The 16,144-nt window shown below is 73.0% G+C and carries 16 protein-coding genes; 5 read left to right on the forward strand and 11 right to left on the reverse strand.

Annotated features, from left to right (window positions below):
* Positions 1 to 107: 107 nt before the first annotated feature.
* The 5 genes from ACFYYW_RS06330 to ACFYYW_RS06350 all read right to left on the reverse strand — a co-directional run bounded on the left by ACFYYW_RS06330 (position 108) and on the right by ACFYYW_RS06350 (position 5,500).
* A complete protein-coding gene (locus ACFYYW_RS06330) occupies positions 108 to 1,049 on the reverse strand; it encodes a sigma-70 family RNA polymerase sigma factor (protein WP_352350215.1) in 942 nt (313 codons plus the stop codon).
* A 94-nt stretch (positions 1,050 to 1,143) separates the two neighbouring features.
* Positions 1,144 to 2,301 (reverse strand): imidazolonepropionase, encoded by a 1,158-nt coding sequence (gene hutI, locus ACFYYW_RS06335; protein ID WP_387645778.1) that lies wholly within the window; start codon positions 2,299 to 2,301, stop codon positions 1,144 to 1,146.
* Positions 2,298 to 3,620: a formimidoylglutamate deiminase gene (locus ACFYYW_RS06340; RefSeq protein ID WP_352326836.1), complete on the reverse strand. Its 1,323-nt coding sequence runs from the start codon at positions 3,618 to 3,620 to the stop codon at positions 2,298 to 2,300. The genes hutI and ACFYYW_RS06340 overlap by 4 nt, the downstream gene beginning before the upstream one ends.
* Positions 3,611 to 4,780, reverse strand: coding sequence for an allantoate amidohydrolase (locus ACFYYW_RS06345; protein ID WP_387645780.1), 1,170 nt, complete (start codon positions 4,778 to 4,780; stop codon positions 3,611 to 3,613). Before ACFYYW_RS06345 ends, ACFYYW_RS06340 begins: the two co-directional genes overlap by 10 nt.
* A gap of 33 nt (positions 4,781 to 4,813) precedes the next feature.
* A complete protein-coding gene (locus ACFYYW_RS06350) occupies positions 4,814 to 5,500 on the reverse strand; it encodes an SDR family oxidoreductase (RefSeq protein ID WP_387645783.1) in 687 nt (228 codons plus the stop codon).
* A 55-nt stretch (positions 5,501 to 5,555) separates the two neighbouring features.
* Here ACFYYW_RS06350 and ACFYYW_RS06355 point away from each other — a divergent pair, with 55 nt between their 5' ends.
* The 3 genes from ACFYYW_RS06355 to ACFYYW_RS06365 are packed head-to-tail and all read left to right on the forward strand — an operon-like array spanning position 5,556 to position 7,797.
* Entirely contained in the window at positions 5,556 to 6,089 is a 534-nt protein-coding gene (locus tag ACFYYW_RS06355; protein ID WP_352326833.1) for a PadR family transcriptional regulator, read from the forward strand.
* Positions 6,090 to 6,097: 8 nt separating this feature from the next.
* Complete coding sequence (locus tag ACFYYW_RS06360; protein WP_387645785.1) at positions 6,098 to 7,051, forward strand: ATP-binding cassette domain-containing protein; 954 nt, start codon at positions 6,098 to 6,100, stop codon at positions 7,049 to 7,051.
* Positions 7,048 to 7,797: an ABC transporter permease gene (locus tag ACFYYW_RS06365; protein ID WP_387645788.1), complete on the forward strand. Its 750-nt coding sequence runs from the start codon at positions 7,048 to 7,050 to the stop codon at positions 7,795 to 7,797. Before ACFYYW_RS06360 ends, ACFYYW_RS06365 begins: the two co-directional genes overlap by 4 nt.
* On the opposite strand, the gene ACFYYW_RS06370 is transcribed toward ACFYYW_RS06365, so the two are convergent.
* The 3 genes from ACFYYW_RS06370 to ACFYYW_RS06380 form a co-directional block, all read right to left on the reverse strand.
* On the reverse strand, positions 7,777 to 8,610 hold the full coding sequence (locus ACFYYW_RS06370; RefSeq protein WP_387645791.1) for a MurR/RpiR family transcriptional regulator: 834 nt from the start codon (positions 8,608 to 8,610) through the stop codon (positions 7,777 to 7,779). The two genes, ACFYYW_RS06365 and ACFYYW_RS06370, sit on opposite strands and share 21 nt — an antisense overlap.
* A 68-nt stretch (positions 8,611 to 8,678) precedes the next feature.
* The gene (gene hutU / locus ACFYYW_RS06375) at positions 8,679 to 10,328 is read right to left on the reverse strand and encodes a urocanate hydratase (protein WP_387645794.1); all 1,650 of its coding nucleotides are present in this window, start codon (positions 10,326 to 10,328) and stop codon (positions 8,679 to 8,681) included.
* Positions 10,329 to 10,535: 207 nt separating this feature from the next.
* Positions 10,536 to 12,242 (reverse strand): ABC transporter ATP-binding protein, encoded by a 1,707-nt coding sequence (locus tag ACFYYW_RS06380; protein ID WP_352326828.1) that lies wholly within the window; start codon positions 12,240 to 12,242, stop codon positions 10,536 to 10,538.
* 225 nt (positions 12,243 to 12,467) lie between these two features.
* Here ACFYYW_RS06380 and ACFYYW_RS06385 point away from each other — a divergent pair, with 225 nt between their 5' ends.
* Positions 12,468 to 13,043, forward strand: coding sequence for a PadR family transcriptional regulator (locus tag ACFYYW_RS06385; RefSeq protein WP_387645797.1), 576 nt, complete (start codon positions 12,468 to 12,470; stop codon positions 13,041 to 13,043).
* Positions 13,040 to 13,849 carry an SGNH/GDSL hydrolase family protein gene (locus ACFYYW_RS06390; RefSeq protein WP_387645800.1) on the forward strand — a complete coding sequence of 270 codons (810 nt, stop codon included), beginning with the start codon at positions 13,040 to 13,042 and terminating at the stop codon, positions 13,847 to 13,849. The genes ACFYYW_RS06385 and ACFYYW_RS06390 overlap by 4 nt, the downstream gene beginning before the upstream one ends.
* Here ACFYYW_RS06390 and ACFYYW_RS06395 read toward each other — a convergent pair.
* The 3 genes from ACFYYW_RS06395 to ACFYYW_RS06405 are packed head-to-tail and all read right to left on the reverse strand — an operon-like array spanning position 13,816 to position 16,140.
* On the reverse strand, positions 13,816 to 14,508 hold the full coding sequence (locus tag ACFYYW_RS06395; RefSeq protein ID WP_387645803.1) for a hypothetical protein: 693 nt from the start codon (positions 14,506 to 14,508) through the stop codon (positions 13,816 to 13,818). The two genes, ACFYYW_RS06390 and ACFYYW_RS06395, sit on opposite strands and share 34 nt — an antisense overlap.
* Before the next feature lie 35 nt (positions 14,509 to 14,543).
* Positions 14,544 to 15,311, reverse strand: coding sequence for a hypothetical protein (locus ACFYYW_RS06400; protein ID WP_387645805.1), 768 nt, complete (start codon positions 15,309 to 15,311; stop codon positions 14,544 to 14,546).
* A gap of 58 nt (positions 15,312 to 15,369) precedes the next feature.
* Positions 15,370 to 16,140 (reverse strand): hypothetical protein, encoded by a 771-nt coding sequence (locus tag ACFYYW_RS06405; RefSeq protein WP_387645808.1) that lies wholly within the window; start codon positions 16,138 to 16,140, stop codon positions 15,370 to 15,372.
* Positions 16,141 to 16,144 lie beyond the last annotated feature (4 nt).

The raw sequence follows: 16,144 nt of genomic DNA on the forward strand, positions 1-16,144 counted from the left end.
GGCGGCGCCCAAGAGGCCGGGCGGCGGAGCCCCGGAGACGGCGGCGCCCCGGAAACGGCGGCGCCGCCCGGAAGGCCGGGCGGCGGGGCCGGAAACGCGGAGAAAGGTCAGGCGGCGGCGTTGGCCATGCGGCGCAGCCGGGCCAGGGCGTCGCGCTCGATGCGGCGGGCGCGGTCGCGGCCGATGCCGTAACGCTCCCCCACCTCGGTCAGCGTGTGCTCGCGCCCGTCGACCAGCCCGTAGCGCCAGCGCAGCATCTCGCTGGTGTCGCCCTCCAGGCCGGTGAGCCACTGGTCGAGCCGCTCGCGCTCCAGGATGTCGATGGCCTGCTGCTCGGGGTCGGCCCACGTCTCGTCGGCGATCATGTCACCGAGCTCGGTCTCGTCCTCGTCACCCACGCCGAGCTGCAGCGACACCGGGTCGGAGGCCCAGCGGCGCAGCTCGCGCACCCGCTCGATCGGCAGGTCGAGGATCTCGGCGAGGTCGCCGTCGGTCGGCTCGGCGTCGAACTCGGCCAGCATGTCGCGGCGCACCCGCATCAGCCGGGTCATCTGCTCGCCGGCGTGCGTCGGCAGCCGGACCGGACGGGCCTGCTCGTGGATGGCCCGTCCGACCGACTGCCTGATCCACCAGGTCGCGTAGGTGGAGAACTTGTACCCCCGGCGGTAGTCGAACTTCTCGACCGCTCGGACCAGGCCCAGGTTCCCCTCCTGGACCAGGTCGATGAGCGGCATCCCCCGGCCCGAGTACTTCCGGGCCACCGCCACCACCAGGCGCAGGTTGGCCTGGATGAACTCGTCCTTCGCACGCTGGCCCGAGACGGCCAGGCGCTCCAGCTCCTCGTCGGCCGCGTCCCCGATGCGCGGCTCGGAGCCTCCGCTGTCAAGAAGCTGCTCGGCGAACAGGCCCGCCTCGATCCGCTTGGCGAGCTCCACCTCTTCCTCCGCCGTGAGCAGCGGGACCCGGCCGATCTCGGCCAGATACGTCCCCAGCAGGTCGCGGTCAGCGACGTGCTGCTCCTGCGTGCGACTCCCCGTAGGCCTTGCCATCCCCTGGCACCTCGTTCCGCAGCTGCGTCCTATACCCGGCCAACGTCCGGCCGGAAGCAAAGATTCCCTAAACAGCTACGCCACAGGGAGGGTCTTAAACGTCCTCCTGAAGGAGGAGACCGGACTGAAACACCTGGTGGACAAGGGGAACACCGGGCCGGTACGCCAGATGGACGTAGGAGGGGGCGTCGAGCACGACGAGGTCCGCGCGGGCTCCCTGACGCAGCCACCCCACGTCCGTGCGGCGCAGCGCGCGGGCCCCGCCGTACGTGGCCGCCCGCACCGCCTCCAGCGGCGTCATCCCCATCTCGCGCACCGCCAGAGCCACGCAGAACGGCATCGAGGAGGTGAACGACGAGCCCGGGTTGCAGTCGGTGGCCAGCGCGACCGTGACGCCCGCGTCGATGAGCCGCCGCGCGTCGGGATAGGGCGAGCGGGTGGAGAACTCGGCCCCCGGCAGCAGCGTCGCCACCGTCCCGCTCGAGGCGAGGGCGTCGACGTCGGCCGCCGACAGGTGGGTGCAGTGGTCGGCCGAGGCCGCGCCCAGCTCGCAGGCGATGCGCACGCCGGGCCCCTCGGTGAGCTGGTTGGCGTGCACCCGGGGCTGGAGCCCGGCCTTGATCCCGGCGTTCAGGATCTCCCTGGTCTGGTCGCCGTCGAACGCGCCACGCTCGCAGAAGACGTCGACCCATTTGGCGTACGGGGCGCAGGCGTCGAGCATCTCGCCCGTCACCAGCCGGACGTAGTCGTCGGCGTCGGCACCCTCGGGGACGACGTGCGCCCCCAGGTAGGTGGTCTCGTCGGTGAGGGTGGTGGCGATCTCCAGCGAGCGGCGCTCGTGCTCGGCGGAGAGCCCGTAGCCGCTCTTGATCTCCACGGTGGTGGTGCCCTGGGCGAGCATCTCCGCCACCAGGGCGCGGGCGTGCGTGGCCAGGTCGGCGTCGCTGGCCGCGCGGGTGGCGGCGACGGTCGTCCTGATGCCCCCGCCGGTGTACGGCTGCCCGGACATGCGGGCCTGGAACTCGGCCGTACGGTCGCCGGCGAACACCAGGTGGGCGTGGCTGTCCACGAACCCGGGCAGCACGGCGCGGCCCCCGGCGGCCACGCGCTCGTCGGCGGCGGGCGCCTGGAAGGCGGGGCCGACCCAGGCCACCAGGCCGTCCTCGACGACCAGCGCCGCGTCGGCGATCTCCTCGCGCTCGGGGTCGCCGGTGTAGAGCAGCCCGATCCCGTCGATCAGCGTGGTGGTCATCGCACCTTTCCTATCGCCTCGGAGAGCATGTGCCCGACGTCGCCCAGCTCGTGGCGGCCCTGCGCGACCACCCTGCGGCCGCCGGAGACCACCGAGTGCACGTCGGAGGCCGTCGCCGCGAACACCACGGCCTCCAGCCCGCCGATGCCCGCCGTGCGCACCGAGTCGAGCCGGACCGACACCAGGTCGGCCCACGCACCCGGGATGAGCCGGCCGGCGTCGGCGAAGCCGAGCGAGGTGTGCCCGGCGCCGGTGGCGGCGGTGAGCAGGTCGGCGGCGCTCCAGTGGCCGCGCCGCTCGCTGGTCAGCCGCTCGTCGAGCTCGACCGCGCGGGCCTCCTCGAACAGGTCGATCACGGCGTGGCCGTCGGAGCCGAGCGTGATCGGGGTGCCGCGGTCGGCCGCTGCCCTGGCCGGGCCGACGCCGTCGGCGAGGTCGCGCTCGGTCGTGGGGCACATGCAGATGTACGTGCCGGACTGGCCGAGCAGCTCCACGTCGGAGTCGGTCAGGTGGGTGGCGTGCACCGCGGTCGAGCGCGGGCCCAGCACGCCGCGCTCGTGCAGGATCTGGACCGGCGTGGCGGCGTACGTCTCGGCGCAGGCGGCGTTCTCGGCGCGCTGCTCGGAGACGTGCGCGTGCAGCGGGGCGCCGTGCCGGTGGGAGAACTCGGCCACCACCGGCATCTGGTCGGGCGGCACCGCGCGCACGGAGTGGACGGCGGCCCCGATCTCGACGTCGTGCTGCCCCTCGTAGGCGGCGGCCAGCTCGTCGGCCCTGGCCGCCCAGCCGTCGGCGCTGCCGTCGCTGAAGCGCAGCTGGGTGCCCGACAGCGGCACGCCGATGCCGCCGGACAGGTAGCAGGTGTCGAGCAGCGTGATGCGCAGCCCGGCCTCGCGCGCGGCCTGGACGAGCGCGTGGCTCATCACGTTCCTGTCCTCGTACGGGCGGCCGCCGGGGCCGTGGTGCAGGTAGTGGAACTCGCCCACGCAGGTCACCCCGGCCAGCGCCATCTCGGCGTAGACGGCCCTGGCGAGCTGGAAGTAGGTGTCGGGGTCGAGCTTGCCCGCGACCTCGTACATCTGGTCGCGCCAGGTCCAGAAGTCGCCCTTGCCGCGCTGGGTGGCGCCGCGCAGGGCCCGGTGGAAGGCGTGGGAATGGGCGTTGGCCAGGCCGGGGATGGTCAGGCCCGGCAGCCGCTCGGCCGAGCCCGGCTCACCCCGCCCGATCCGGGCGATCCGGGCGCCCTCGACCTCGATGAGCACGCCGTGGGCGACCCCGTCGGGCAACCAGGCCTGCTCGCACCAGTAGGTCAGCGACACAGATCCTCCAGCACGTCCGCGAGTGCCACCACTCCCGCATGGCAGTCTGCCTGGTCGGCGTGCTCCTCGGGGGAATGGGACACGCCGGTGGGGTTGCGTACGAACAACATCGCGCTCGGGACGCCCGCCGTGGCCAGGATTCCGGCGTCGTGGCCGGCTCCGGTCGGCAGGATCGGCGCGGGCGTGTCGCCGCCGGCCACGCGGGCCAGCCGGTCCCTCAGCGCCGCGCCGAAGGCGACCTCGGGGGTCCACGACTCCTCGCGCACGTCGGCGCCGGCCGCCGCGGACAGCTCCTCGACCAGGGCGCGCACCGCGGGCTCCGCCGGGCCTCGGGCGTCCAGCCAGGCCGTGACCAGGCCGGGGACGGCGTTGGCGTTGCCGGGCGAGACGCGGGTCTTGCCGACCGTGGCCACCACGTCGTGCCGCTCGGCGGCCTCGCGGGCGGCCAGCACCAGGCGGGCGAAGGGCAGCATCGGGTCGTCGCGGTCGGCCAGCCGGGTGGTGCCCGCGTGGTCGGCCCTGCCGTGGAAGTCGAACCGCCACCGGCCGTGCGGCCAGATGGCGCTGGCCACGCCCACCGGGCGGCCCTCGTGCACCAGGCCGCGGCCCTGCTCGACGTGGAGCTCGACGAACGTGCCGACGGTGGCCAGGGTCTCGGCGTCGTGGCCGACGTCCGCCGGCTTGCGGCCGGCCCGCGCCATGACGTCGGCCAGCGTGTCGCCGTCGTCGTCGGTGAGCGCGAGCGCGCGCTCGGGCGTGAGCGCGCCGGTGAGCAGCCGGGAGCCCATGCACGGCACGCCGAACCTGGCCCCCTCCTCGTCGGTGAAGCAGGCGACGCCGATCGGCCGGCCCGGCGTGACCTGACGCTCGCGCAGCAGGTCGAGGGCGGCGAAGGCGGACACCACGCCGAGCGGGCCGTCGTAGGCGCCGCCGTGGCGCACGGAGTCGAGGTGGCTGCCGGTGACCACGCCGGGCCGCCGCGACGGGTCGCCCCACCAGGCCCAGAGGTTGCCGTTGCGGTCTTCCCGCAGGTCGAGCCCGCGGCGCGCGGCCTCGCCCGCGAACCACCCGCGTAGCTCCATGTCGGCGGCCGACCAGGCGTCTCTCACGTATCCGCCGGAGCGGGGATCTCGTCCTATGTGCGCGAGTGGTTCAAGCATGGGTCCACTGTAGTGAATGGATCCATTCAGATGTCAGTTGGCCGGGCCCGCGCTCGGTCTGATGGTCAGTTCGGTGAGGTGGGCGTCGGGTCCGGCGTTGATCGTGGCGAGCACGGCCCGCGCGACGCTCTCCGGGGTGAGGTACTTGTCCGGTTCGTACGCGCCGCCCTCCTGGGCGCGTACGCCGCGCTGCATGTCGGTGGCCACCCGGCCCGGGTAGACGGTGGTGACCCGCAGCTCGGGCTCCTCCAGGCGCAGCGCGTCGGCGAAGGCGCGCAGGGCGAACTTGCTGGCGGCGTACGAGGCCCAGTCGGGGTTGGCCCGCTGCCCCGCGCCGGAGTTCACGCAGACGACGTGCCCCCGGGCGCGGCGCAGCGCGGGCAGCAGCAGCCGGGTCAGCTCGGCGACCGCGACGACGTTGAGCTCCATGGTCGTGCGCCAGTTGGCGGCGGGCTGGTCGGCGATCCGGCCGAGCAGCGCGATCCCGGCGCTGTGCACGAGCACGTCGAGCCGCTCGACGCCGCTGACGTCGGCCTCGGTGAGCCGGGTCAGCTCGACGGGCCAGGGCCGCGCGTCGGGCAGTTCGGCGGCCAGCGCGGCGAGCGCGGACTCGTCCCTGCCGCCGAGGATGACGTGATGCGTGGGGCCCAGCGCCCGCGCCACGGCCTCGCCCACACCACGGGAAGCGCCGGTGACCAGCGCAGTCGGTCGTTCAGTCATGGAGCCGAGTTTATGACCTTGACGGTTATACAAATTTGAGTACAAACTTGAGCACATGTCGGCGTCCACGCGCATCCTGATCCTCGGTTCCCTGCTCGACGGCCCCATGAACGGCTACGGCGTACGCCGCCGGCTGGAGATGATGGGGGCCGACACCTGGGCCAACGTCGCCTTCGGCTCGATCTACCACGGCCTGGGCAAGATGGCCGACGAGGGGCTGCTCGCGGTCGTCGAGGCCGGCAAGGGCGGCAAGGTCGTCTACGAGCTGACCGAGGCCGGCCGCTACGAGTTCCACCGGCTGCTCATGCACAGCTGGTCCGAGGTGAGACCCGTCGTCGACCCCTTCCAGGTCGCGCTGACGTTCATGCACCGGATGAAAAAGCAGGAGATTCTCGACGCTCTGCATGGCAGGATTCGGCAACTGCGACTGAACATCGAGACCATCGACCACGCGTACGGCACCAAGCAGCGCTACGGCGAGCCCCGCCACCTCGACGAGAACCTCCGCCTGACCCAAGCCATGCTCCAGGCCCAGCTCGACTGGGTCGAAGGCGCGATCGGCCGGGTCGAGAAGGACGAACTGCCCTGAGGAGAAAAATGATCATTGAGGCACGTGAGTTACGCAAGACGTTCACCACCAGGAGCCGCAAGGGCTCGCAGACCGTCGAGGCCGTGCGCGGCATACACCTCGACGTCGAGAAGGGCGAGATCTTCGGCGTGCTCGGCCCCAACGGCGCCGGCAAGACCACGACGATCCGCATGCTGGCCACGCTGATCACGCCCGACTCCGGCACCGCGGTCGTCGCCGGCCACGACCTGCGCACGGAGCCCGAGGGCGTGCGCCGCCGGCTCGGCTACGTCAGCCAGGCGGGCGGCGTGGAGGACACCACGAGCGCCCGCGCCCAGATCATGATGGCCGCGAAGATCCACGGCGTGGCCGACCCGAGGCAGGCCACGGCCGACGTGCTCGACCGCTTCGACCTCGCCGACCTCGCCGACCGGCCCGGCCGCACGCTCTCCGGCGGCCAGAAGCGGCGGGTGGCCATCGCGCTGGGGCTGGTGCACGCCCCGCCGCTGCTCTTCCTCGACGAGCCCACCACCGGCCTCGACCCGCAGAACCGGGCGAACCTCTGGGACCGCATCAGGCAGCTCCGCGAGGCCGGCACGAGCGTGCTGCTCAGCACCCACTACCTCGACGAGGCCGACGCGCTCTGCGACCGGCTGGTGATCGTCGACCACGGGCGCATCGTGGCCGAGGGCACGCCCGGCGAGCTCAAGCGCGAGGTCTCCGGCGACGTCGTCACGCTGCGGATGGCCGAGCCCGAGCGGGCCGCCGAGGCGCTCAGGCCCCTGGCCCGCGAGGTCCGCCTGGACGAGGACGCCTTGCGCGTCTACGTCGACGACGGCGAGCACACGCTGCCCGCGCTGCTGCGCGTCCTTGAGGAGCAGGGCATCGGCCTGCGCTCGATCGCGCTCGACCGCTCCACCCTCGACGACGTCTTCCTGGCAAAGACCGGCCGGTCCCTGCGCGACACCGGAGCCGCCGCATGATCCGCCACATCGCCCTGTTCACCGGCTACGAGCTGAAGAAGTCCTTCAGCAACCCGATCTGGCCGCTGTTCGGCATCCTGCAGCCGGTGCTCTACCTGCTGATGTTCGCGCCGCTGCTCAAGGACCTGACGCCGGGCCACAGCACGGTCGACGCCCTGCGCATGTTCACGCCCGCGTCGATGATGATGATCGCCGTGTTCGGCTCGCTGTTCTCCGGGTTCGGCCTGATCGCCGAGCTGCGCAACGGCTCGCTCGAACGGTACGCCGTCAGCCCCGCCTGGCGGCCGGCCATCGTGCTCGGGCGGGTGGCCAAGGACATGGTCGTGCTGGTGTGCCAGGCGGTCCTGGTGCTGGTCGTGGCCGTGGCCATGGGCGTGCGGATCGGCGGCGTCGAGCTGGTGCTGGTGCTGGCGCTCATGGCGGCCACCGGGCTGTTCGCGTCCGGGTTGTCGCAGGGGCTGGCGCTGACCGTGCGCGACGAGAACGGCATGTCGCAGACGCTCAACCTGTTCATGTTGCCGATCATGCTGCTGGCCGGGCTGTTCATCCCGATCTCGTTCGCGCCCGGCTGGATGCGGGCGATCGCGCCGGTCAACCCGCTCTACCACGCGGTCGAGGCCGGGCGGGCGCTGTTCGCCGGGCGGCTCGGCGACTCGTCGATCCCGATCGCGTTCGCGCTGTTCATCGTGCTCGCGGTGCTCACGACGCTGTGGTCGATGCGGTCGCTACGCAGGATCGCCGGGTAGGAACGTGCCGGCCTCGTCGGTCATCCGCTCGTACTCCTCCAGCCTGGCCCTGGTACGCAGCGGCGCGGCGTCGGCCATGGCCTCGACCAGGGCCATGGCCAGGGCCAGAGGGGCCGCGTGGGAGTCGAACACCAGGCGGTCCCCGACCGGGCCGTCGAGCACGACCTCGGCCGGGAAGTCCGGCCTGTCGGTGATGGCGGCGACGCGCAGGCCGAGCTTCCCGGCGTACTCCAGCGCCTGCACGACCTCGGCCGGATAACGCGGGAGCACCACCGCCACCACCCACTCCGCGCCCGCCCGCCGCGCCGCGTGCAGCCCCTCGACCAGCTCCGAGCCGCCGTGGGTGAGCAGCCGCACGTCGGGGTGGATGCGCCTGGCGTAGTAGGCGAAGGTGGTGGCCAGGCCGCAGGAGACCCGCAGGCCCAGCACCGGCAGCGGCTCGGTGGCGGCGAGCTGCTCGCCCAGCTCCTTGAGCGGGAGGGCGGCCAGCCGGTCGCGGACCACGGCGAGGTTGCGGATCTCGCTGTCGATCGCGTTGCGCAGCAGGCTCTCCTGGGGCGCGACCACGCCGCCGCCGAGCACCAGCGGGCGCAGCGCCTGGCGCAGCTCGGGATAGCCGGCGAAGCCGAGCACCATGGCGAACCTGGTCACCGACGGCTGGCTGACCCCGGCCCGCTCGGCCAGCTCGACGCTGGACAGGAAGATCGCCTCGTCGAGGTGCTCGCCCAGGTAATGGGCGATCCTGCGCTGCACCGGCGACAACCTCCGGCCGTCGAGCAGCACGCCGAGCCCACCGTGATATCCGTCAGCCACGCCACCTCCAACACTTCGCCACCGGCATTCTCATCCCCCGCGCCGCGCGGGGGACGGCGACGGCGGCGTCAGGACTCGCGCATGGGGATGCGCACGCCACGGGCCTCGGCCACCTCGGCGGCCTCCTCGTAACCCGCGTCGACGTGCCGCATCACGCCGGTGCCCGGGTCGTTGGTGAGCACGCGGTTGAGCTTCTCCCCGGCCAGCGCGGTGCCGTCGGCGACCGTGACCTGCCCGGCGTGGATGGACCGCCCGATCCCCACGCCGCCGCCGTGATGGATGGACACCCAGGCCGCGCCGGAGGCGGTGTTGAGCATGGCGTTGAGCAGCGGCCAGTCGGCGATGGCGTCCGAGCCGTCGGCCATGGCCTCGGTCTCCCGGTACGGCGAGGCCACCGACCCGCTGTCCAGGTGGTCGCGGCCGATCACGATCGGCGCCTGGAGCTCGCCCGAGGCCACCATGTCGTTGAACCGCTCGCCGGCGACGTTGCGCTCGCCGTAGCCGAGCCAGCAGATGCGCGCGGGCAGCCCCTGGAAGTGCACCTTCTCGCCGGCCTGCGCGATCCACCTGGCCAGCGGCTCGTTGTCGGGGAACAGCTCCAGGATCGCGCGGTCGGTCGCGGCGATGTCGGCCGGGTCGCCGCTCAGCGCGGCCCACCGGAACGGCCCCTTGCCCTCGCAGAACAGCGGCCTGATGTACGCCGGCACGAACCCGGGGAAGTCGAAGGCCCGCGTGTACCCCGCCAGCTGGGCCTCCCCGCGGATGGAGTTGCCGTAGTCGAACACCTCGGCCCCGGCGTCCTTGAAGCCGACCATGGCCTCGACGTGCCGGGCCATCGACGTGCGCGCCCGCTCGGTGAAGCCGGCCGGGTCCTTGTCGCGTTCGGCGCCCATGTCCTCGAAGGCGACGCCGACCGGCAGGTACATCAGCGGGTCGTGCGCGGAGGTCTGGTCGGTGACGATGTCGATCTCGGCGCCCGCGGCCAGCAGCTCGGGCAGGGCCTCGGCGGCGTTGGCCACGACGCCGATGGACAGCGGGCGGCGCGCGTCGCGGGCCTCGTAGGCCAGTCGCAGCGCCTCCTCCAGGGAGGCCGCCTGCACGTCGAGGTAGCGGTGCTCGATGCGGCGGGTGACCGAGCGGGGGTCGCAGTCGATGCAGATCGCGACGCCGCCGTTCATGGTGACGGCCAGCGGCTGGGCGCCGCCCATGCCGCCGAGGCCGGCCGTGAGGGTGATCGTGCCGGCCAGCGAGCCGCCGAACCGCTTGGCGGCGACCGCGGCGAACGTCTCGTACGTGCCCTGGAGGATGCCCTGGGTGCCGATGTAGATCCACGAACCGGCGGTCATCTGGCCGTACATGGTGAGGCCGGCCGCCTCCAGGCGGCGGAACTCCTCCCAGTTGGCCCAGTCGGGGACCAGGTTGGAGTTGGCGATGAGCACCCGGGGGGCCCACTCGTGGGTGCGGAAGACGCCCACCGGGCGGCCCGACTGGACCAGCAGCGTCTCGTCGCCCTCCAGCGTGGTCAGGGTCCTGACCATGGCGTCGAAGGAGGGCCAGTCGCGGGCGGCCCGGCCGGAGCCGCCGTAGACGACGAGCTGCTCGGGGTGCTCGGCGACCTCGGGGTCCAGGTTGTTCTGGAGCATGCGGAGCGCCGCCTCCTGCGGCCACCCCTTCGCGGTGATCGTGGTGCCTCGCGGTGCGCGCACGCTGCGGCTCATGGTGACCCTCCTGAATGAACACATTCACCTTTGTCACCCGAAGACTACGGTGGACCGCGTCCAGCGGTCCACCGCAGGCAGCAGGCAAAGCCTGCGCCTACGGTCCCCAAAGCGTTAAGCGGCCCACCGCAGGCGTCAGGCGAAGCCTGCGCCCACGGTCCCCGTCAGTGTCCAGCGGCCCACCGCTGGGTTGAACGTGAGGCTCCCCTAGCTCGTGAGGAACTGGGTGGCCGCCAGTTCGCGGTAGAGGTCGTCGCCCGCGACGAGTTCGGCGTGGGTGCCGACCGCCCGTACGCCGCCCGCCTCCATCACCACGATGCGGTCGGCGTTCGTCACGGTGGACAGCCGGTGGGCGATGACCAGCACGGTCGTCTCGGCCGCCACCTCGGCGATGACCTCGCGCAGCCGCAGCTCGTTGACCGCGTCGAGCTGGGACGTGGCCTCGTCGAGCAGCAGCAGCCTGGGCCTGCGCAGCAGCGCCCTGGCGATGGCGACCCGCTGCCGCTCGCCGCCGGACAGCAGCACGCCGCGGTGCCCCACGGCCGTGTCGAGCCCTTCGGGCAGCCGGGCGACCAGGTCGTCCAGCCGGGTGCGGGTGACGGCGCGGCGCAGCTCGTCCTCGGTGGCGTCCTGGGCGGCGAAGAGCAGGTTCTCGCGCAGCGTACCGGCCAGGACGGGGGCGTCCTGCTCGACGTAGCCGAGCGCGGCCCGCAGCTCGCCGAGCGGCCAGTCGCGGATGTCCCGGCCGCCGATGGAGATCAGGCCGTCCTGGTGCTCGTAGAAGCGTTCGAGCAGGGCGAACACCGTGGACTTGCCCGCGCCCGACGGCCCGACGAGCGCCGTGAGCCCGCCCGCGGGCACCTCGAAGGTGACGCCGTCGTGCACGGCGGGACGGTCGTCGCCGTACCGGAAGACGACGTTCTCGAACCGCAGGCCCACCGGCGTGCTCGCGGCCGGGACGGCGGCGCTGACCGGCTCGCCGGGCAGGTCCTCGATCTCCTTGATGCGCCGCATCGCGGCCAGCCCGTTCTGGAGCTGGACGGCGCCCTGCACGAGCTGCCCGATCGGCGGCACCAGGTAGAACAGGTAGAGCAGGAACGCGATCAGGGACGAGACCTCCAGCACGCCCGACGCCACCCGCGACCCGCCGACGGCCAGCACGCACAGGAAGGCGATCTGCACGGCCATCCAGGTCGCCACGCCGGCCAGCGACGTCCAGCCGGCCACCTGCAGCCCGCGGTCGCGGGCGCGCTCGGCCGCCTCCCCGACGACCGCGATCTCCCGCTCCTCCGCGCCGCTGGCCTTGACCGTCCGGTACGCCTGCAGCGCCCGGTCCAGCACGGCCCCCATCTCGCCGACGGCCTCCTGGGCCTGCGTCTGGGCCCGCTGGATGCGCGGCATGATGAGCGCGACCAGGCCGCCGATCACCACCACCACGAGCAGCGTGACCAGCAGCAGCACGCCGTCCATGGTGGCCATCATGACGATCGCGCCGACCAGCATGAACACCGCGCTGACCGACTCCACGATCCCGTTGGTCAGCACCGCGCGCAGCAGCGTCGTGTCACTCGTCACCCGCGACATCAGGTCGCCGGGCTTGAGCCGGTCGACGTCGGCGACCCTGAGCCGGAGCATCCGGTCGACGAGCCTGCGCCGGGCGCCCAGCACGACGCCCTCGCCGGTGCGTTCCATCAGGTAGTTGCCCCCGGCCGAGACGACGGCTCCGACGAGCACCGCCACGGTCAGTCCTAACAGCGGCGCGGCCAGCGACTGGTCCTCGCCGAAGGCGTCCACGACGTACTTGGCCAGCAGGGGCATCGCCAGCCCCGCCACCGAGCCGATCAACCCGAGCAGACCACCCGCGATCAGGACTTTCCGGTGCGGCTTGATGTAAGCCAGCAGCTCTTTGAGCACCCCAACTCCTCTCACGACATTTCTCGAAATTTCCCAACGAACGGCGCAGCGCGATCCGCACCGCCGCGCCAGGGTCAACTTAGATTGACGACCAAAGTATGTCAACTTTCATTGACGCCTCCTCCTTGAGAAGGAGGAGCACGGACGCTCACCGCCCCCTGGCACCCGGATCGGCGGCGGCCCTATAGTCATGTCCATGAGTAGTCATGTTCTTGAGCGTCGCTGATGGCGTTGCGGCATGCCGTGCTGGCGGCGCTGCTCGACGGCGAGTACAGCGGCTACCAGCTCACCAAGATCTTCGACGTGGGCGTCTCCAACTTCTGGTACGCCGCCCCCCAGCAGCTCTACGCCGAGCTGACCAGGCTGGAGGCCGACGGCCTGGTCACCGGCCGGGAGGTGGTCCAGCGCGGCCGTCCGAACAAGCGTCTGTTCTCGGTCACCCCGGCCGGCCTGGACGAGCTGGCCGCCTTCGCCGCCGCCCCGGCCAAACCGCTGCTGCTCCGCGACGACCTGGCCGTCAAGGTCCACGCCGCCGACCGGCTCGACCCGGCGACGCTGATCGCCCAGCTCCTCGACCGCGCCGGGGAGGCCGCCGCCAAGCTGGCGTTCTTCGAGAAGACCCTGCTGCGCCTGCGCGGCGACCGCGACGAGGAGTCGTTCCTGCGCGAGGGCGAGCGGGTCGGCCCCTACCTGTCCTGCCTGGCGGGCTGCCGCCTGGAGCGGGAGATGCGCGACTGGTGCCTGAGCACCGCCCGGACGCTCGGCGAGCGCGCCGCCCGCACCCCCGAGGAGAACCCGTGACCTTCACCCGTTACGTCGCGCTCGGCGACAGCCAGACCGAGGGCCTCGGCGACGGCGACGACGTCCTCGGCCACCGCGGCTGGGCCGACCGGCTCGCCGAGCACCTGGCCCGCGGCAATCCCGGCCTGCTCTACGCCAACCTCGCCGTGCGCGGCCGGGTGGCCGCCGAGATCCGCGCCGAGCAGCTTCCCGCCGCGCTGGAGCTCCGTCCCGACCTGGCCACGGTGATGGCGGGCATGAACGACGTCATCCGTCCCGGTTTCGACGCCGCCGCCGTCGCGGCCGACCTGGAGCACATGTTCGCGGCGCTGACCGGGGCCGGCGCGCGGGTGGTGACGGTGACGTTCCCCGACATCGGCCGCATCGCGCCGCTGGCCAGGCCGCTGCTGCCGCGGGTGCTCGACCTCAACGCCCGCGTCCGCGAGGCCGCCGCCCGGCACGGCGTGACGCTGGTGGACACCTTCCCCGACACGGCGGTGACCGACGCGCGGCTGTGGAGCCCCGACCGGCTGCACGCCAGCCCGGCGGGGCACGCCAGGTTCGCCGCGTCGGTGGCGTACGCGCTGGAGCTGCCCGGCAGCGACGACGGCTGGAACCTGCCGCTGCCCGTGCTGCCGCCGCCCGGCCGCCTGCGCACGGCGGCGGCCGAGGCCCGCTGGCTCGGCTCGTTCGCCGGGCCGTGGATCGCCCGGCGCCTGCGAGGCCGCTCGTCGGGCGACGGCCGGGCGTGCAAGCGCCCGGCGCTCGCGCCGGTGCTCCCGGGCCTGCCGGATCAGTCGACCTCGGGCAGGTCGGGGTCGTCGTAGTCGGCGTCGCCGTCGTCGGCCCTGCGCAGCTTGATGTCCTCGGCCCACTCCCGGGCGAAGGCGCGGATGTCGGCGATGTGCCGCTCGTCCAGGCCGTGGGCCTCGAAGCGTTCGTCGCTCATCAGCTCGACGAACTCCAGCCGCATGAGCAGCTCCTGCGGCGAGAAGTCGTCGAGGTGGACGGCGGCGAGGCGTTCGAGGTCGCGGAAGGAGAACACGTGCGCCGCCGAGGCCGCGTCGGCGACGTCGGCGGGCAGCCCCCGCTCGTGCAGGTCGCGCACCCGCAGCCCGATCACGTCCGCCGGGGCCGCCACCGGCACGCCGTCGCACACGACCGGGGGCTCGCGCAGCGCCTCGCGGGTGAGGACGATCTCGGCGTCGCGCCCGCTGGACGGGTCCGTGACGGCCAGGCGGGCCGCCCACGCGGTGCTCTCGGCGACCTCGGCGACCAGCCCGCCGGCGCGCAACGCGGCCACGACGTCGCCGGCCGCGGACGGCAGCGGCCGTTCGGCGGCGGTCACCAGGTCGAGGCCCTCGACCAGGCGGTCGGTGAAGCCGTGGGCCCGCAGGGCGTGGCCGCCCGCCAGCAGCAGCCCGTGCCGCTCGCCGGCCGGCGACAGGGCCCGCAGCAGGCGCTCGGGGAACGGCGGTAAGCGCATCAGAGCGCGACGGGGGACGCGAGCGGTGTCATGGGTCAAGTATGCCGACGGCCGCGCCGGCTGGAGGGCAGGTCGTGCCGCCCCGACAGGAACTCCTGGAACGCGATCTTGGCCCTGATGACCGGACGCCGCCAGCGTTCCTCACGGTGGACGGCGGTGGCCAGCTTGCGGGGCGAACGTCCGCCGCGGAAGAACCAGCGGGCCCACGGCGAGCCGGGACGGGCCAGGCGCACGGCGCCCACCACGAGCAGTAAAGGCAGGAACAGCCCCGCCATCCCGGTCCAGATCTTGCCCTTGAGCAGCGTGATCACCGCCAGCGCGAGGTTGGCCACGATCAGCGCCGCCGGGTTGACCGGCGTGCCGTAGTCCCAGGTCAGGGGGCGCAGGCCGATGAGCAGCAGGCCGGTCACGGCGACGGCGATGAAGACCGCGTCGACCGAGGTGCGCCCCTCCTCCTCCCAGTAGACGTCGTGCAGGTGCAGGATCAGCGCGAACTCGTCCAGCACGAGCGCGGAGCCGACGCCGAACACGCAGGCGGCGACCACCTGACCCACCTGCCCGACCTGCCCGGCGCCGTTGACGATGAGCCCGGTCACGCCTCCGATGAGCATGAGCACGACGCCGAACACGACGTGGTGGATGTGCATCTCGCCCACGTTGACGTTGCGGAACCAGCCGACCTTGGCCCTGATCAGGCGGACGTTGATGCGGGTGGCGATGAACGCCACGATGAGCGTGACGAAGTAACAGAACAGCGGCAGCCGTCCCGTGGTGACGATGTTGTTCTGGAACCAGTTCCCCATGACCTTAGAAGTCGATGGTACGAGCCGGAACAGCCTTGTATGTCCGCTGCGGGAGGGCTCATGAGGCGGCTCTCGCCTGGAGGGCCCGTTCGTAGCCCTCGATGACGAGCTGCCGCCTGATGGTGTCGCGTACCTGGTCGAAGGGCGGCGCGCCGGGGGCCGCGGTGCGGGCGTACCGGTCGCGCAGGCGGCGTTCCGACAGGTCGAGGGTGGCCGCGTGCAGCTTGCCGAGCGCCGAGTCCAGCTCGGCGGCCCGCACCTGCGCGTAGGTGTACTGGTCGTAGGAGGGCACGCCCGGGATCGGGCGGCCGGAGCGCGCGGCCTGCGCGCGGCGGGCGTTCTCGGCGGCCAGCTCGCGCTGGAAGCCCTGCTCGCTGACGTCGGCGAGCAGGCCCGCCTCGCGGGCCCAGATCCGCCGCGCCTTGTCCAGCACGGCGGCCCGCACCGCCCGCTCCCTGAGCCGCCGCGCCGGGGTGACGCCGTCGCGGGGACGGTCCCAGAAGCCGGGGCCGAGCCCCTGGGCGGCGAACTCGGAGATCACCTCGGCGCGCACGGTCTCGGCTGCCCTGAGCACCTCGGCCCCGCTCACCGGCTCCCCCTCGAACGTGACGACCGTGTCCCCGGGACGCATCCCGAGCACCTCCGCCACACCCGCGGACGCGGACCGCGCGGGCACTTCGCCCCCGGCCTGTCTCCCCGACACCGCGATGCCGAGGACGAGCACCCCGGCCAGGACGAACGCCGCCCACAGGACCCGCCCGCGCGCCGGGAACCCCGGACGCGGGCCGGACGCCCGGCGCGGCCGTCCGGTGGCCTGGGTGCTCGTCACGGCG

The organism is Nonomuraea sp. NPDC001831, from assembly GCF_042892035.1.
GTDB lineage: Bacteria > Actinomycetota > Actinomycetes > Streptosporangiales > Streptosporangiaceae > Nonomuraea.

Excerpts from the sequence above, each read along its gene's own strand:
- ACFYYW_RS06330 (WP_352350215.1), bottom strand. The coding sequence starts at position 1,049 with ATGGCAAGGCCTACGGGGAGTCGCACGCAGGAGCAGCACGTCGCTGAC.
- hutI (WP_387645778.1), bottom strand. The coding sequence starts at position 2,301 with ATGACCACCACGCTGATCGACGGGATCGGGCTGCTCTACACCGGCGAC.
- ACFYYW_RS06345 (WP_387645780.1), bottom strand. The coding sequence starts at position 4,780 with ATGCTTGAACCACTCGCGCACATAGGACGAGATCCCCGCTCCGGCGGA.
- ACFYYW_RS06350 (WP_387645783.1), bottom strand. The coding sequence starts at position 5,500 with ATGACTGAACGACCGACTGCGCTGGTCACCGGCGCTTCCCGTGGTGTG.
- ACFYYW_RS06355 (WP_352326833.1), top strand. The coding sequence starts at position 5,556 with ATGTCGGCGTCCACGCGCATCCTGATCCTCGGTTCCCTGCTCGACGGC.
- ACFYYW_RS06360 (WP_387645785.1), top strand. The coding sequence starts at position 6,098 with ATGATCATTGAGGCACGTGAGTTACGCAAGACGTTCACCACCAGGAGC.
- ACFYYW_RS06365 (WP_387645788.1), top strand. The coding sequence starts at position 7,048 with ATGATCCGCCACATCGCCCTGTTCACCGGCTACGAGCTGAAGAAGTCC.
- hutU (WP_387645794.1), bottom strand. The coding sequence starts at position 10,328 with ATGAGCCGCAGCGTGCGCGCACCGCGAGGCACCACGATCACCGCGAAG.
- ACFYYW_RS06385 (WP_387645797.1), top strand. The coding sequence starts at position 12,468 with ATGGCGTTGCGGCATGCCGTGCTGGCGGCGCTGCTCGACGGCGAGTAC.
- ACFYYW_RS06395 (WP_387645803.1), bottom strand. The coding sequence starts at position 14,508 with ATGCGCTTACCGCCGTTCCCCGAGCGCCTGCTGCGGGCCCTGTCGCCG.
- ACFYYW_RS06400 (WP_387645805.1), bottom strand. The coding sequence starts at position 15,311 with ATGGGGAACTGGTTCCAGAACAACATCGTCACCACGGGACGGCTGCCG.